This is a genomic window from Streptomyces sp. NBC_00620 (genome assembly GCF_026341825.1).
In the GTDB taxonomy this organism is placed as follows: domain Bacteria; phylum Actinomycetota; class Actinomycetes; order Streptomycetales; family Streptomycetaceae; genus Streptomyces.
In genome coordinates, this window is record NZ_JAPENY010000003.1 from 742,373 (window position 1) to 758,464 (window position 16,092).

The following is a 16,092-nucleotide window of genomic DNA, read 5'->3' on the forward strand; positions in this document are numbered from 1 at the left end:
GAAGGCGCCTCAGGCAGGTTCCGCGGTGGTCCCGCGGACGACCAGGCGTGGGGTGAGGACGACTTCGCGGGGTTCGGTGCGGTCCTGGTCGAGGCGTTCGACGGCGGCGGTCACCGCGTGCCTGGCCTGCTCCTGGGCGCTCTGACTGACGGTGGTGAGATTGAAGCAGCTCAGCCGGGAGAGCGTGTCGTCGTCGTAGCCGACCACCGAGACCTCGCCCGGGACGGCGACACCGGCGCGCCCGAGGGCGGCCAGGACACCGATGGCACTCTGGTCGTTGAACGCCACGACGGCGGTGGGCAGTTCGGTGCCGCCGAGGAGGTGGCGGGCGGCGCGTTCGCCGGCCGCTTCGGTGTGGTCTCCGGTCAGGACCCGGATGTGCTCGTCGAGGCCATGGCGACGCATGGCCGTACGGTAGCCGCGCCGGCGGTCGGTGGCGATGACGCCCTTGCCGCCGTCGACGTAGACGATCTCGCGGTGACCGAGGCCGGCCAGGTGGTCGACGATCTGGCCGACACCTTCGTCGTCCGCGGTGCGCACGACGTCCAGGCCGACATCGGCTATCCGGCGGCCCACGGCGATCACGGGTGACTTGCGGTCGAGGGCCGCGAGCGTGTCGGCCGGGGCGGTGGGACCGAGCAGGATCAGGGCTTCGCTGCGGAACGCGAGCAACGTCTCCACGGCGGTGTGTTCGTCGCGGGTGCGGGTCAGGGTGCTCAGGACGAGGTCGTACCCGACCTCCTCGGCGGCCGTGTGCAGGTGCTCGACCAGTTCGGCGTGGAAGGGGCTGTGGATGTCGACCATGACTCCGAGCAGCCGGGTCCGTCGGCTGGCCAGCATGCTGGCGGTGCGGTCCACCTGGTAGCCGAGGTCGGCTGCCGCCTTGAGGACACGCTGCCTGGTCCGCTCACTCGGACCGGGCACACCCCGCAGCACCAGGGACACCGACGCCGTGGACACACCCACCCGAGCGGCCACGTCCTCCAGCCTGGGGCGCTTGTGCGTGCCGTTCCCATGACCCGCGGAACCCACATCCACCACTGTGCCTCCCCGGGCAATCTCCTCGCGCAACACCCTTGACACGCTCGCGAAACAAGGCTGATAGTACCAGAACTTAAAGCGCTTTAAATTGTCCTGTTGTACCGACGAAGTCAGCTCGTGAGCGCGGCACCGGATCATCCTCCCCACCCGCTTCCCGCAGCCCCGACCGAGGCCGTCGCGGCCACCCGGCCCACCCACGACCGGCGATCCCCATCCCCCTTCCCGTCGCTTCCAGTCGCACAGTGAGGTGCACCATGAACCGCACGTCTCGTCCTCGTACCCGCAGACTCGTCTCCGTCGCCGCCGTGGCCGCCGCGGCCGCCCTGGTCCTGGCGGGCTGTTCCAGCAGCTCCGGCGGCAAGAACGCAGAAGAGGAAGCCGGCAACGTCTCGGCGGGCAAGGCCGACACCCCCCGCATGACGATCGCGATGGTCACCCACGCACCCTCCGGCGACACCTTCTGGGACACCATCCGCAAGGGCGCCGAGGCCGCCGCCGCCAAGGACAACATCAAGCTCATCTACACCAACGACGAGACCGCGGGCGACCAGGCCAACCTGGTGCAGAACGCAATCGACCAGAAGGTCGACGGCATCGCCGTCACCCTGGCCAAGCCGGACGCCTTGAAGGCCGTGGTCGCCAAGGCCGAGAAGGCCGGCATCCCGGTCGTCGGCCTCAACGCGGGCCTTGGCGTGTGGAAGCAGCAGGGCCTGCTGTCGTTCTTCGGCCAGGACGAGTCCGTCTCCGGTCAGGCGCTCGGGGACAAGATCAACGGCACCGGCGCGAAGCACGCGCTGTGCGTGATCCAGGCCCAGGGCGACGTCAATCTCGAAGAGCGCTGCGCCGGTGTGAAGAAGACCTTCAGCGGCAAGACCGACATCCTCTACGTCAACGGCACCGACATGCCGTCCGTGAAGTCGACGATCACCGCCAAGCTCACGCAGGACAGCTCCATCGACGAGGTCGTCACCCTGGGCGCTCCGATCGCACTGACCGCGGTGCAGTCGGTGTCCGACGCGGGCAGCAAGGCGAAGGTCGCCACCTTCGACCTCAACAAGGACCTGACGAGCGCCATCAGCAAGGGCACCATCCAGTTCGCCGTGGACCAGCAGCCTTACCTCCAGGGCTACTTGGCGGTGGACTCGCTGTGGCTCTACAAGACGAACGGCAACTACAGCGGTGGCGGCGAGGCACCCGTGCTGACCGGACCGGCCTTCGTCGACAAGTCCAACGTCGCCAGCGTCGCCGAGTTCGCCGCGAAGGGCACTCGGTGACCAGCACGGCTCAGCAGGCCGGGCCGGCGGCGATCACGCCGCCGGCTCCCGGCTCCGGGAAGACCGACGGGCGGGCCGCGCGGCGCTCCCTGGCGCTTGGACTGCTCGCCCGTCCCGTGGCCGATCGGCCGCCGCCCCCACTGACACACCAGAAGGCACCGTCATGAAGATCGCCCTGGATCCCTACATGATCCGTAACGTCCCGTTGCTCGAACTTCCCGCTGTGGTTGCCGAGTTGGGCTACGAGTGGATCGAGCTGTCCCCCCGCGAGGACTTCATCCCGTTCTTCCGGCACCCACGCGTCGACGACGCCACCGTTCGCAGGTTCCGCAAGGCGCTGGACGCGGCAGGCGTCGGCATCTCCTCCCTGCTGCCGCTGTTCCGCTGGTCCGGTCCCGACGAGGACGACCGGCAGGCGGCCGTACGGTACTGGAAGCGCTCCATACAGATCGCCGCCGACCTCGGCGTGGACAGCATGATCTCCGAGTTCAACGGCCGCCCCGAGCAACCCGGCCGCAGCGAGGCGCAGTTCTGGAACTCGCTGGACGAACTGCTGCCGCTCCTTGAGCGGGAGGGCATCCGCCTCGCGCTGGAACCGCACCCGGACGACTTCATCGAGAAGGGCTACGACGCCGTCAACCTGATCCGCGGGATCAACCATCCCAACGTCAGCTTCCTCTACTGCGCCCCGCACACCTTCCACATCGGCAACGACGCCCCCGGCATCATCCAGTACGCCGGGGACCTGCTCACCCACGTCCATCTGGCCGACGCCCTCGACCACACCGCGTCCTCCGGGAACCGCTACATCCTCAACCCGCCCGGCACGACGGCCCGGGTCCACCAGCACCTGGACATCGGCCAGGGCGAGGTCGACTTCGACGAGCTCTTCCGCGAACTGCGCGCACACGGCTTCGACGGCACCCTCACCGCCTGCGTCTTCGCCTGGGAGGAACGGGCCAAGGAGTCCTCGGTGTTCATGCGCAAGAAGATCAACGAATACTTGGCGACCTGGTCCTGACGGAACGCCGGTTTCAACTTCCCCACTTCCGGCTGAGATCTGCCGATCCCTCCCCCAAGGACACACCATGACCACGCGCAGCAAGCCGATCTCCGTCGCGGTGATCGGAGCCGGCATGGCCGGCCGCAGCCACGCCGCCGGATACCGCAACGTCAACACGGTCTTCGGTGCCGGTCTGCCGCCCGTCCGCCTGGCCGCGATAGCCGACGCCAACGTCGAGCTCGGTGAGGACGCCGCCCGCCGCTACGGCTACGAGAAGGCGCTCCCCAGCTGGGAAGCCGTCGTCGAGGACCCCACGATCGACGCCGTCAGCATCGTCGTCGGCAACGCACTGCACCGCCCCATCGCGGAGGCGCTGGTCGCCGCGGGCAAGCACGTGCTGTGCGAGAAGCCACTGGCCGGGTCGCTCGAAGACGCCCGCGCGATGGCCGAGTTGGAGCGCACCGCCGATGTCGTGACCGCCGTCGGGTACACCTTCCGGCGGTCCCCCGGCATCGCCGGGATCCGTGACCATGTGCTCCACGGTGAGCTGGGCGATCTCACCCTGTTCAGCGGACGCTACTGGTGCGACTACGCGACCGACCCGAACGGGCCGCTGAGCTGGCGGTTCAAGGGCGGTGCCGGTTCCGGCGCGCTCGGGGACGTCGGCTCGCACATCATCGACGCCGCCGAGTACGTCGCCGGTCCCATCGTGTCCGTCTCCGGCGCCTTCCTCTCGACGCAGATCCCCAAGCGGCCGCTGCCGCTCGGCGCGGTCGTCGGGCACAACGGCGCTCCCGTCTCCGACGAGTTCGGCGAGGTGGAGAACGAGGACACCGCGTCCTTCACCGCCCGCTTCGAGTCCGGGCTCGTGGGCACCTTCTCGGTGACCCGCACCGGCTTCGGCCTGCCCAACGGACTCGCCTTCGACGTCCTGGGTGTGGGCGGCCGGGCCGCGTTCGACCAGCACCGGCCCGCCGAATACCTCTTGGACGACGCCCAGCCCGAGGCCCGTACGCGCGGCGCCCGGCAGATCATCGCCGGCCCACAGCTGCCGTACTTCGCGGGCGGGGTCCCGATGGATGCGCCGGGCGTGGGCGCCGGCAACGCCGACAACTTCACCTACCAGGCCCGGGCCTTCCTCGATCAGGTCGCGGGCGTCGCCGAGCCGCTGCCGGCCTGCGCCACGTTCGCCGACGCGCTGCGGACCATGGAGATCATCCGTGCGGTCGTCGACTCCTCCCGCAACGGCGGCGCGCTCACGCCGGTTCCGCCGGCCTCCGCCTGACCATCCGCATCGCCGTTTCCGCCGTATCGAAGGAGTACGCACATGGCCCTCAAGCTCGGCGCCTACACCGCCTGCCTGCACGACCGCCCTCTCCCCGAAGCCCTCGACATCCTCAAGGAGAACGGTCTGACCTCTGTCGAGGTCAACACCGGCGGCTTCATCCCCTCCCCGCACTGCCCGGTCGACCTGCTGCTGTCCTCGGCCACCGCCCGCGAGGAGTACCTGGCGGCCTTCGCCGACCGCGGCATGGAACTGACCGGGCTCAACTGCAACGGCAACCCGCTCAACCCGCTCCCGGGGGTCGGCCCGAAGCACGCCGACGACCTGCGCCGCACCATCCGCCTCGCGGGCCTGCTCGGCGTGAAGCATGTTGTGACCATGTCCGGCACACCGGGTTCCGACCCCGACGCCAAGTACCCCTCATGGGTGGTGAATCCGTGGGACGGCGTCTACATGGACGTCCTGGACTACCAGTGGGGAGTGGCCGTCGGGTTCTGGAAGGAGATCGACGCGCTGGCCCGGGAGAACGGCGTGCGGGTGGCCATCGAGATGCACCCGCACAACCTGGTGTTCTCCCCGGTCACCCTGAAGCGGCTCGTCGACGAGGCCGGCACGACGAACATCGGCGCCGAGATGGACCCCTCGCATCTGATGTGGCAGGGCATGGACATCGTCGCCTCCATCAAGTGGCTGGGCCCGCTGGTGTTCCACGCCGCCGCGAAGGACGCGACGCTCTGCCCCGGCGCGGACATCCGTGGCGTACTGGACACGTCGTTCACCCGCGTGCCCGCCGACGCGCCCGGCAAGGTGCCGACCGGTTACGGGTTCTGGTGCAACGCCTGGCCGGAAAACCCGGCGTGGAAGTTCGTCGCCGTCGGTGTCGGAAACGACGTCCCCTACTGGACGGAGTTTCTGCGCGCGCTCGCCGAAATCGACCCGGACATGGCCGTCAACATCGAGCACGAGGACGCCGCCTACTCCCAGACCGAGGGACTCGCCCTGGCCGCCAAGAACCTGCACAGCGCGGCGGCCGCTCTGTAATCCGCGGGGGAGTACGGCGGGTCCTTCCTGAGCTACGGCCGGACGTGCGGTACTTGGGCACCTCCGGCCGTGCAGCGCCGACAGTGACGGTGTGTCATTTCTCGGCGAGGATGGTCTTGCTCTGGTTCTGCATGTCCTTGAATATGCTGTCGCCCTTCTCCCCGGCGAAGTACGCCTCGAAGAGCGGCTCGAACTCGGCCTCCAGGGCTGCACCGTTGGTGAGGCTCGGGGCCGGGTAGAGGACCTTGTTGTTGAGCATGTCGGTGAACACCGACAGATCGACGCCCTCGGCCTTGAGGGCCTCCGCGGAGGCCTCCATGGAAGCGGGGATGGACGGGAAGAAGGTGCCGGTCAGCGACGCTTTGGACTGGCAGGCTTCCGAACCCATGTAGGAGACCCACTTCCAGGTCAGGTCGGGGTCCTTGGTGCCCGCCCAGATGTTGTTGCCGTTGGAGTTGCTGAACACCGCGCGAGTCTTGCCGTCGGGGCCGAGCACGGTGGGCGCGATGCCGACCTCGACGCCCGGGATCTTGGTGAAGGTGGATGCCGACCAGGAGCCGCCGGTCTCCATGGCGATCTTGCCGGAGGAGATCAGGTCGACGTCCGAGACGCTGTCGGTGAATGTCCCGATCGCCGGCGCGTATCCCTTTTCGACGAGGGAACGGACCCAGTCCATCGTCTTGATGAACGTCGGGTCGTCGTAGTTCAGGGTCGTGGGCCAGCTCGGCTTGTTGCTCAGCCGCCAGCCGGTGGTGGAGACGAAGGAGCTCCAGGTGGTGTCGCCCAGGAAGTCCTTGGCGGCTATCTGCCCGAAGCCGTACGTCTTGACGTGGTTCTTGTCGAACCCGGGCTCGTCGCCGCGGCGGCCCTCGGTGTCCAACGTCAGGTGGGCGATCATCTTGCCCACGGTGCCGCCGTCGTCGGGGTTCCAGTTGAGCGTGTCGACGTCCGCCTTGCTGTAGCCCGCGTCGGTGAGCATGTCGGCGTTGTAGTAGATGCCGGTCGCGGCCCAGTCCAGCGGCAGGCCGTACTGCTTGCCGTCGGTGTACTTCCACGAGTCCACGCCGACGGAGAAGCGGGACAGGTCGAAGCTGTCCTTCTTGATGAAGTCGTCCAGCGCCAGCAACTGGTTCTGGTCGGCGTACTCCTGGAAGTACGTGATGCTGTCCTGGAAGGCGTCGGGGGCGTTGCCCGCGACGAACCCGGCGGTCAGCTTCGTGAAGTAGTCGGCGACGGCGTACTGCGAGATCTTCACGGTCACGCCGGGGTTGGCCTTCTCGAAGTCCGTCGCGCAGACCTCGTACGCGGCGGCCTGCTTGTCGTCCCAGGTCCACCAGTTGACGGTCTGGGAACCGGAGCCGGAGTCCGAGCCCGAGGAGCAGGCGGAGACCACGGCGGTCAGGGTGAGGGCAGCGCCCAGCGCCACGACCTTGCGAACTCTCATGATTCCTTCTTTCGCTTTCTGGGGCAGTTCGGCTTTTGAGCCCGTACTTGAGGCCCTACTCGAGCCCTTACTTGAGGCCGTTGAAGCCGATGGAGTTGACGATGCGTTTGCCGAAGGCGACGAAGATCAACAGGATCGGCAGCGCCGCGATGAGGGCGGCGGCCATCAGTCCGGCCCAGTCGGGGGCGGCCTGAGGCGAGGACTGCTTGAACACGCCGAGGCCGAGCGTCAACGGCTGTACGTCCTGGGAACTGGTGACGAGCAGCGGCCAGAAGTAGTCGTTCCAGGCGTTGACGAACATCAGCAGTGAGACGGTCGCGATCGGAGCGGACGACATGGGCAGGATGATCCGGAAGAAGATCCGCAGTGGCCCGGCGCCGTCGATGATCGCGGCTTCCTCGATCTCGCTGCTGAGCCCGAGCATGAACTGCCGCAGGAAGAACAGCGTGAACGCCTGGAAGAGCCCCCCGGGCAGGATCAGCCCGGCGAACGAGTTCAGCAGCCCGAGGTCCTTGATCATCACGAAGTTCGGCAGCAGCGTGAAGACGGTCGGAACCATCAGGGCGGTGATGAGGATGTTGAAGACGAGGTCGCGGCCGCGCCAGTGCAACCGGGCGAAGGCGTAGGCGCCCGCGGCGGAGAACAGCACGATCAGGAAGGTCTGAGTGGTCGCGTAGACAAGGGAGTTGCGCAGGAACAGGGCGATGTCGAGGGAGGCGCCCGAGCCTCCCTGAGCCTGGGCCTCGGCGGCGGAGGCGATACCGAGGGCGCGTTCGAAGGCCCCCCAGGTGAAGCCGACCGGGAGCGGCGAGGAAGGGTCGGTCGAAAGGAGGTAGTTGTTGGACAGCGCCGTGCGCAGGATCCAGTAGAACGGGAAGAGCGTGACGGCCATGACGACCGCGAGGTACGTCCACGCCGCGATCCGGCCGGGCGAGGCTTTGCGGAACCGGCTCGGGGCATCCGGGCGCTGCCCGTTGCGCGTGGGTGCGAGGGTGAGGGCCATGACGGTTTCCTTCAGTTCAGATCGGATTCGTTGGCGCGGGCGAGTCGTAGCTGGGTGAAGGTGACCGTGATGAGCAGGGCGAACAGGGCCAGCGACATAGTGGCGGCGTAGCCGAAGTCGAACTGGCTGAAGGCCTTGTCGTAGATGTACTTCTGCAGCACGTTCGAGGCGTGGGCCGGACCGCCCTTGGTGGTGACCTGCACGATGTCGAAGACCTGGAAGGAGTTGATGACGGTCAGCACGACGACCATCGCCAGGATCGGGCGCAGCAGGGGCACGGTCAGGCGGCGGAACATCTGCCACTCACTGGCGCCGTCGACCCGGGCGGCTTCGTAGATGGTCGGCGGGATGGTCTGCAGGCCGGCGAAGATCAGCAGGGCGTAGTAGCCCATCCACTTCCAGACGCTGATCGCGGCGATGGCGGGGACCACCCAGTCGCCGCTGCCGAGGAACAGGATGGATTGCCCGGTCAGGTGCTCCAACGCGATGTTGATGATCCCCATCGTGGGGTCGAGCATCCACTGCCACACCAGCGCGGCGATCACGTTGGAGATGAGGAAGGGCAGCAGGATGACGCCGCGCAGTGTCGAGGAGCGGGTGACCCGGTGCAGCACCACCGCCGTCAACAGCGACATCAGCGTGCCGAAGACCACCGACAGAAGTACGAAGTAGACCGTGACCCACAGCGACTGCCAGAAGACGTCGTCGTGCACCATCGTCCGGAGGTTTTCCAGGCCCACCCAGCTCGGCGGGGACAGTACGCGGAAGTCGGTGAAGCTGAGGTAGATCCCGCGGAAGGTCGGATAGGCGTAGAAGACCAGGAAGCCGACGACCGACGGGACGATGAGCAGCAGCGCGACGGGCAGGTCCCTGCGGCGGGCCGCGAACGACCTGGTGGGCGTGGACCGTCGTACCTTCGCGAGTTTGCCGCCCTTCGCGGGCCGACCGTCCTTCTTCGTGAGCAGTGAGGTGGCCGTGGTGACCGCCGCCCCGGCTGCGCCGGACGATGGTTTCACCGGCGTCGTGTGGTTGCCCTTGGATGTGACCACCACGGCACTCTCCTTTGCGTGTGGTGCGTAGAGCGGGTGGAACGGTGAGCGTGAGTCAGACGGTGATCTTGTCGATGTCGGGCGCCCAGTCCACAGGGTTGGTGAAGGTCAGGGAGTTGCTGCCGGCCTTCAGCTCGATGGGCATGGTGATGGTCTGCGCGGTGTCCCAGTTGTTGTCGTTGGTGCCGGCGAGCGGGACCTGGACGGTTTTGCCGTTCACGGTGATCTCGATCCCCCGGCTGGAGTCGCCGTCGACGTAGTCGAGTTTCATCAGGTAGGTGCCGTCTTTGGGCGCGGTGACGTTGTTGACCGCCACGGCACCCCACGGGAGGTTGCCGACCTTCTTGCCGCCGGAGCAGCCCGAACAGTCGAAGACGCTCGCACTGCCGGTGAGGGTGTTGGCAGAGGCCTCGGCCTCATATCCGGTCGGCCCGCCGGCCGCGGGCGTGGTGACGGGGACGGCCTTGCTCGGGGCGGACCGTCTGCCCTTGGTGTCGTTCGCGACGACGGTGAAGGAGTAGCCGGTGGCGGCGCGCAATCCGCTGACGGTGGTAGCCGTGCCCTTGGTGGTGGCGACCTTCGTGCCGTTCGCGTAGACGGTGTAGCCGGTGACGGGTGAAGCGCCGGAGTTCACCTTGTCCCAGGCCAGCGACACGCTGTTCGCGGTGGAGGCGGTGCCGTGCACGGCGAGCGGGGTGCCGGGAGCGCTACTGCCCTTCGGGGTGAAGGTGAACAGCCGGGAGCCGTGCGCAGGAAGGGTCTCGGTGAGGCTTCCGGAGACGTTGCCGAGGTTCTTGTGGCTCCACAGATCGCGTACCGACGCCTTGCCGCTGATGCCGAGGTCGGAGAAGTCCGCGGTGACCTCGCCGGCCTCGCTCCCCAGGTTGAACAGGGCCACGGTGTAGCTGCCGTCGGCGTTGCGGGCGTACCAGACCTGCTGCTGGGAGTTCTGGTCGACCGGCTTGGCCGGGTTGCCCGCCTGGTTGACCGCGATGACCTCGTCGTTGGTGAGCAGCGACAGGCCGTACGCGTCGAGCTTGGTGAGGTCGTCACCGGAGTAGAGCGGCGCGGACTCGATCGCCCACAGGGTGGCGTAGCTCTGCCTCTCGGCATCGGTGATGCCGTCCATGGCTCCCACGCCGACGTTGAGGGCGTCGAGGTTGTTCCAGTAGCCGGGGCCCGCGTCGTCGATCCACTGGACGACGTCGTTCCAGCGTCCCTTGACGGAGTTGTTCCAGGTCACCAGCGTGTCGCAGTAGCACTCGACGTCCGTGTCGATCCGCGCTCCGTTGGAGTTGGCCTTCCACACGTCGGCCTGGGTGTGGCTCAGCGACCAGGACAGGGTCAACTCGATCGGGCGGCCCGTCTGTTGCAGCGCCGTGTGCCACGCCTTCACGTCGGAGGTGTTGTCGTGGTCCGCGTCGCCCTGCCACGAGCCCGGGCCGACGCCGTCGACCTTCAGGAAGTCCGCGCCCCAGCTGGCCAGTTGGTCGGCGAGGGAGTCGATGTACTTCTGCGAGCACGGATCGCTGAAGTCCATCTTGTACGCGTAGTTCCACCCGTTGGTCTTGCGCAGGTCGGGGTAGACGATGTCCGCGGTCGTGCAGCCGGGCGCGTTGTGGATGGGGGTCTTGCCGTCGTTGTACGCCGCGGGGTCGAGGCCGACCGCCAGGTAGAGGCCGAACTTCAGGTCCTTGGCGTGCAGATAGTCGCCCAGGGACTTCATGCCGCTGGGGAACGTGTCGCTGTTCGGTACCGGGCGGCCGTACTCGTCGAAGCTGGTGGCCCAGCCCGCGTCGATGTTGACGTACTCGTAGCCGTGGGACTTCAGCTTCGAGGCCATCACGTCGGCCTGCTCCTTGACGTGCTCCTCGGTGAGCCAAGGCACCCCGTAGCCGGGGTACTTGGTCGACTCCAGGCTCCAACTGCTCCAGCCCATGTACGGCTTGGCGGCCAGGATGGGTGTGGCGCCCTGGCCTCCGCCCGCAGGGGAGGGAGTGGCCGCGGACGCGGCGGTCGGCACCGCCATCGACGCCGCGAGGATCGTTGCGGCGACAACGGGCAGGGCGAGTTCCCTGATGCCTCTGGGGCGCAGTCTGTGGCGTGCGTAATCTGCGGGTTTTGCTGGACGAACCATGGGTTACTCCATCTCGGCGCTGAAATGGCACAGCGGACTGCCGGGCGAGTCCGTGTAGTGCCCATGCACGGTCAGCCGCATGAGGAATTGGTTGGCCGGGGCAGCTCGGGCCTGCCCCTCTTGCCCTCATCAGCGGTGGCCGTCCCGGAACACCGCTGAAGGGTGACAACAACGCGGCCGGACGGGGAGGAGACCGGCCGCCACCTGCGCCGGAGGAGTATCTGGTCCACCTGACGCAAGGTGCGGCGAATGTAGTCAGGCTTTCCTTCCAGCGTCAACATATTGCGCGACGCGAATAATGAACATTCGTCTAAAGAATGGGCCGGACTGGACCAGGAAATGGACTAAGAGGCGACTATCCGGGCTGTGCAGAATTGCTTTCTTATTTTCCGTTGGAAATGTATGGTCGCCGCATGACGCTCGCCGACCAGCCACCCGCGGCCGCCCTGGTCTTCCAGGCCCTGCTCGCCCACGGCCCCCTGACCCGGGCCGAGGTCGGCCGACGCACCGGACTGTCGCCCGGCGCGGTCACCAAGGTGGCCACTCCCCTGCTGGCGGACGGCTGGATCACCGAGTTGGGCCGGCCCGCCGTCGAGCGGGCACACGGCCGCCCCGCCACCCTGATCTCGGTACGCGCGCAACGTGCCCGCTTCTTCGGTGTGAAGGTCACGGCGGACGAGCTCATCGGCGTCGTCACCGATCTCGTGGCGCAGCCGCTCGCCACCGCTCGGGCCGGCCTCGCCTCGCGCGACGTGGGCACCGTCGTACTCGCCATCGCTCAGCTGATCGCGCGGCTGGGGAACGAGGCGGGAGCGCTGGAGGAGAGCGTGGTGCACGGTGTCGGCGTCACCATCTCCGGGGACGTGGACGGCCAGAACGGCACCGTGCAGTACTCACCGTTCCTCAACTGGCGCCGGGTGCAGCTCGGCAGGCTCGTCGAGGCCGCCACCGGACTCCCGACGGTGATCGAGAACGACGTACGGGCGCTGACCGTCGCCGAGCAGTGGTTCGGCGCCGGGGCAGGCCTGTCTTCGTTCGCTCTGGTCACCGTCGGCGCCGGCATCGGCTGCGGGCTGTCCCTCGGCGGCCGGGTGGTGTCGGGTGCGCACGGAGTGTCGGGAGAGCTCGGACATCTACCGGTGGGCGGCAGCGACCGCGTATGCACCTGCGGCAACACCGGTTGCGTAGAAGCCGTCGCCTCCACCCACGCCATCACCGAACAAGCCCGTCAGGCCAGTGGCAACCCCACTCTGACCATGGACGAAGCAGTCGGACTCGCACACGCCGGCGACCCCGCCGTACGCGCCGTCTTCTCCCGCGCCGGACACGCCATGGGTCTCGCCCTGGCCTCCGTCGCCAACCTCATCGGCCCCGAGCGCATCATCATCTCCGGTGAGGGCGTGGCTTCGTACGCCCTCTACGAGGACCAGATCCGGCAGACCTTCGGGGCCCAGGTGTTCGGTGCGGCCTCCGACTGCGACCTCGTGGTCAGACCGCTGCCGTTCGAGGAATGGGCCCGCGGCGGGGCCGCGGTCGCCGCCCAGCACCTCTTCGCGCCCACCAAGTGACGCCTGCGGACGACTCGTTCGCATGAGCCTGCAGACGACTCCTTCGCATGAGCCTGCGGATGACATCCGCCCTCCCGCATACGCACTCCCTCGACCGTCCGGCTTCCGCACTCCTGGAAAGTCCACGCCATGCTCAATCTCGCTTCCGAGTGGAAGTCCCCCGGCACCGACGCTCCGTCCGGCGCTCTCTGGTACGCCCGCCCGGCCACCCGCTGGTTCGAGGCGCTCCCCATCGGCAACGGGCGCCTCGGCGGAATGGTCTACGGAGGTACCGACCGGGAGAGAGTCCAGCTGTCGGAGTCGACGGCCTGGTCCGGCGAGCCGTCGACGGCCGATGTGAGCGCCACCGCACGGCAGTACCTCGCGGACATCCGCGAACTCCTCTTCGCGGGCCGCCACGGAGAGGCACAACAGCTCGCCACCGAACACCTCGTGGGCAGACCACAGTCGTTCGGGACCAACCTCCCCCTGCCCGAAGTGCAGTTGGACTTCCTCTCCGAGGCCCCGGTCCTGGACTACCGGCGGACCCTGGACCTCGACACGGGCGTCGCGTCCATCAACTACGAACAGGACGGCATACGCGTCACGCGCGACGTCTTCGCCTCGAATCCGCACGGCGTCATCGCGATCCGCCTCACCGCCGACCGGCCGGGTTCGATCGGATTCTCCCTCTCGATCCAGGACGGGGTGATTCCCGGACGCATCACGGCCACCGACACCGACGTCGTCCTCCGCGGCCACGCCTACGAGAACCTCCACAGCAACGGACAGCAGGGGGTCGCCCTGGAGATCCGCACACGCCTCGAAGCCGAGGGCGGTTCCGTCCGGTGTGTCGACAACACGGTGTACCTGGAGGGCGCGGACTCGGCTGTGGTCTACGTCGCCGTCGGAACGAGTTGGGCAGGGGACGACCCGGGGTTCCGTACCGACGTACTGCTGTCAGCGGCAGTGGATGCCGGGTACGCGGCGGTCCGCGCCGCACACATCGTGGATCACCAGGCCCTGATGCGACGGGTCTCCATCGATCTGGGAAGTGCCCCGGCCGACGCGGCGGCTCTGCCGACCGACGAGCGCCGTGCGCGGCTCGCTTCCGGGGAAGCCGATGCCGAACTCATCGCGCTGTACTTCCAGTTCGGCCGCTATCTGACCGTCGCCGGTTCCCGCCGCGACTCACCTCTGCCGCTGGCCCTCCAGGGACTCTGGAACGACGGCCTGGCCAGCAGCGCGCCCTGGACGAACGACTTCCACCTCGACATGAACACACAGCAGAACTACTGGGCAGCGGAGGTGACGAACCTCGCCGAGTGCCAGGAACCGCTGTTCCGCCTGATCGAGACCACAGCCGCACACGGGCGTACGACCGCCAAAGAGATGTACGGCGCTCCCGGTTGGGTCGCGCACACCGTCACCAACGCCTGGGGCTACACCGCACCTGGATCAGGCATCGGCTGGGGCCTGAATGTGACGGGAGGGGCCTGGATCGCCCTCCAGTTGTGGGAGCACTACCAGTACGGGGGCGACGAGGTCTTCCTGCGTGAGCGCCTCTACCCGGTCTTCCGCGAGGCCGCCGAATTCTTCCTCGCCCATCTGGTGGCGGAGCCGGAGCACGGCTGGCTGGTCACCGGCCCCTCCGAGTCACCGGAGAACTGGTATCTGGCGCCTGACGGAAGCCAGTGCTCGGTCTCCATGGGCGCCACCGCCGACCGGGTCTTCGTGGAGGCCGTACTGCGTATCTGCGCCGAGAGCGCGGAGTTGCTCGACGTCGATGCCGAACTCAGGGCCCGGATCGCCGAAGCGCGCCGTCGACTGCCCCCGTTCCGGATCGGGCGGCACGGGCAGTTGCAGGAGTGGCTGCACGACTACGAGGAGGCCGATCCGAGCCACCGTCACACCTCGCATCTGAGCGCTCTCTTCCCGGAACGGCAGATCACTCCGCGCGACACACCGGCCCTGGCACATGCCGCGGAGGTCACGATCGAGCGCAGGCAGCAGGCCCCGGGCTGGGAGCAGACGGAGTGGGTCGAGGCGAACTTCACCGTCTACTTCGCCCGCCTGCTCAAGGGCGACCGGGCACTCGCGCACCTCACCAACCTCATCACGGACGCGAGCGAGGCCAACCTGATGTCCTACTCCGCGGGCGGGGTGGCCGGGGCGGCGCAGAACATCTACTCCTTCGACGGCAACGCGGGAGGGACCGCCGGGATCGCCGAGATGCTGCTGCAGTCCGACGGGAGCGAGATCGAACTGCTGCCGGCACTCCCGGCGAGTTGGCGGGACGGATACGTCCACGGACTGCGTGCCCGCGGCGGCTTCACCGTCGATCTCCGCTGGCGCGACGGGCGCCTCGATGCCGCACGCATCCGCTCCTCCTCCGCCGCCGGGAGCACCCGACTGCGCTACGGCCAGGAGATCCTTGACGTGAAGTTCGACAAAGGGGAAGCGGTTGTCGTCCGTTCAAGCTGACGACAACCCCTTCTCCCGGTGGTCACTGGGCGATCTGACCGCCGTCGACGAGAAGCGTCTGCCCGGTGACCGCGGACCCGTCGAGGGCGATGAACGCCACGGCCGAGGCGATCTCATCCGCCTCGAGCAGCCGACGCATGGGGATCTGCTCGATCCACTGCGTCATCCGCTCCGGGTCGTCCATCCCGACCGTGTCGAGGATCGGCGTACGGGTACGGCCCGGCGCGACGGCGTTCACCCGTACCCCGTACTGTGCCCACTCCACCGCGAGCGACCGCGCCAGCTGGGCCACGCCGGCCTTCGCGACGTCGTACGCGACGTGGTACTCGGGGTTGGATCCGATGAAGGCCGCGATGGAGGAGATGTTCACGATCGATCCGGAACGCTGCCGGACGAAGTGCCGGCCGAACTCGCGGCAGGCCACGAAGGTGCCCGTCAGGTCGACACTGAGGATGCGGTTCCACACTTCGTCGGTCACGTCGAGGGCGTCGTCCTCGTGAGCTATCCCCGCGTTGTTGACAAGGATGTCTACGCGTCCGAACTGCCGCACCACCTCGTCGGCCGTCGCGGTGACGGCGAGCGGGTCCGACACGTCGAGCGGCAGGAACACGCAGCCAAGTTCCTTCGCCGCGGCGGCTCCTGTGTCCGGATTGCGGTCGGTGACGACAACGCGCACACCGCGGGCCACCAGGGCCGCGGCGATGGAGTAGCCGATCCCCTGGCCCGCGCCGGTGACGACGGCGACTCTCTCCTCGGACCGGTGCGGCTGCGACTCAGACATGTC

At 67.9% G+C, this 16,092-nt stretch carries 12 protein-coding genes; 6 read left to right on the plus strand and 6 right to left on the minus strand.

All coding sequences use genetic code 11. The annotated features are described in order from the left end of the window. Nucleotides 1-9: 9 nt before the first annotated feature. On the minus strand, nt 10-978 hold the full coding sequence (locus OG246_RS34645; RefSeq protein ID WP_266472569.1) for a LacI family DNA-binding transcriptional regulator: 969 nt from the start codon (nt 976-978) through the stop codon (nt 10-12). Nucleotides 979-1,295: 317 nt separating this feature from the next. Here OG246_RS34645 and OG246_RS34650 point away from each other — a divergent pair, with 317 nt between their 5' ends. The 4 genes from OG246_RS34650 (at nt 1,296) to OG246_RS34665 (ending at nt 5,644) form a co-directional block, all read left to right on the plus strand. Next, the gene (locus OG246_RS34650) at nt 1,296-2,315 is read left to right on the plus strand and encodes a sugar ABC transporter substrate-binding protein (RefSeq protein ID WP_266472570.1); all 1,020 of its coding nucleotides are present in this window, start codon (nt 1,296-1,298) and stop codon (nt 2,313-2,315) included. A gap of 163 nt (nt 2,316-2,478) precedes the next feature. Further along, a complete protein-coding gene (locus OG246_RS34655) occupies nt 2,479-3,336 on the plus strand; it encodes a sugar phosphate isomerase/epimerase (protein ID WP_266472571.1) in 858 nt (285 codons plus the stop codon). A 67-nt stretch (nt 3,337-3,403) separates the two neighbouring features. Next, complete coding sequence (locus OG246_RS34660) at nt 3,404-4,603, plus strand: Gfo/Idh/MocA family protein (RefSeq protein WP_266472572.1); 1,200 nt, start codon at nt 3,404-3,406, stop codon at nt 4,601-4,603. Between the two features lie 42 nt (nt 4,604-4,645). Continuing rightward, on the plus strand, nt 4,646-5,644 hold the full coding sequence (locus OG246_RS34665) for a sugar phosphate isomerase/epimerase (RefSeq protein ID WP_266472574.1): 999 nt from the start codon (nt 4,646-4,648) through the stop codon (nt 5,642-5,644). Nucleotides 5,645-5,738: 94 nt separating this feature from the next. Here the strand turns inward: OG246_RS34665 and OG246_RS34670 are convergent, their stop codons facing one another. The 4 genes from OG246_RS34670 to OG246_RS34685 form a co-directional block, all read right to left on the minus strand. After that, nucleotides 5,739-7,088, minus strand: coding sequence for a sugar ABC transporter substrate-binding protein (locus OG246_RS34670; RefSeq protein WP_266472576.1), 1,350 nt, complete (start codon nt 7,086-7,088; stop codon nt 5,739-5,741). Between the two features lie 67 nt (nt 7,089-7,155). After that, nucleotides 7,156-8,091 carry a carbohydrate ABC transporter permease gene (locus OG246_RS34675; RefSeq protein ID WP_266472578.1) on the minus strand — a complete coding sequence of 312 codons (936 nt, stop codon included), beginning with the start codon at nt 8,089-8,091 and terminating at the stop codon, nt 7,156-7,158. A gap of 11 nt (nt 8,092-8,102) precedes the next feature. Further along, nucleotides 8,103-9,143, minus strand: coding sequence for a carbohydrate ABC transporter permease (locus tag OG246_RS34680; protein ID WP_266472580.1), 1,041 nt, complete (start codon nt 9,141-9,143; stop codon nt 8,103-8,105). A gap of 52 nt (nt 9,144-9,195) precedes the next feature. Continuing rightward, on the minus strand, nt 9,196-11,169 hold the full coding sequence (locus OG246_RS34685) for a fibronectin type III domain-containing protein (protein ID WP_266474936.1): 1,974 nt from the start codon (nt 11,167-11,169) through the stop codon (nt 9,196-9,198). A gap of 521 nt (nt 11,170-11,690) precedes the next feature. On the opposite strand from OG246_RS34685, the gene OG246_RS34690 reads away from it, so the two are divergent. Further along, on the plus strand, nt 11,691-12,845 hold the full coding sequence (locus OG246_RS34690) for an ROK family transcriptional regulator (protein ID WP_266472581.1): 1,155 nt from the start codon (nt 11,691-11,693) through the stop codon (nt 12,843-12,845). Between the two features lie 129 nt (nt 12,846-12,974). Continuing rightward, nucleotides 12,975-15,308 (plus strand): glycoside hydrolase N-terminal domain-containing protein, encoded by a 2,334-nt coding sequence (locus tag OG246_RS34695; RefSeq protein ID WP_266472584.1) that lies wholly within the window; start codon nt 12,975-12,977, stop codon nt 15,306-15,308. Nucleotides 15,309-15,330: 22 nt separating this feature from the next. Here the strand turns inward: OG246_RS34695 and OG246_RS34700 are convergent, their stop codons facing one another. Beyond that, nucleotides 15,331-16,089 (minus strand): SDR family NAD(P)-dependent oxidoreductase, encoded by a 759-nt coding sequence (locus OG246_RS34700; RefSeq protein ID WP_266472587.1) that lies wholly within the window; start codon nt 16,087-16,089, stop codon nt 15,331-15,333. Between the last annotated feature and the right edge of the window lie 3 nt (nt 16,090-16,092).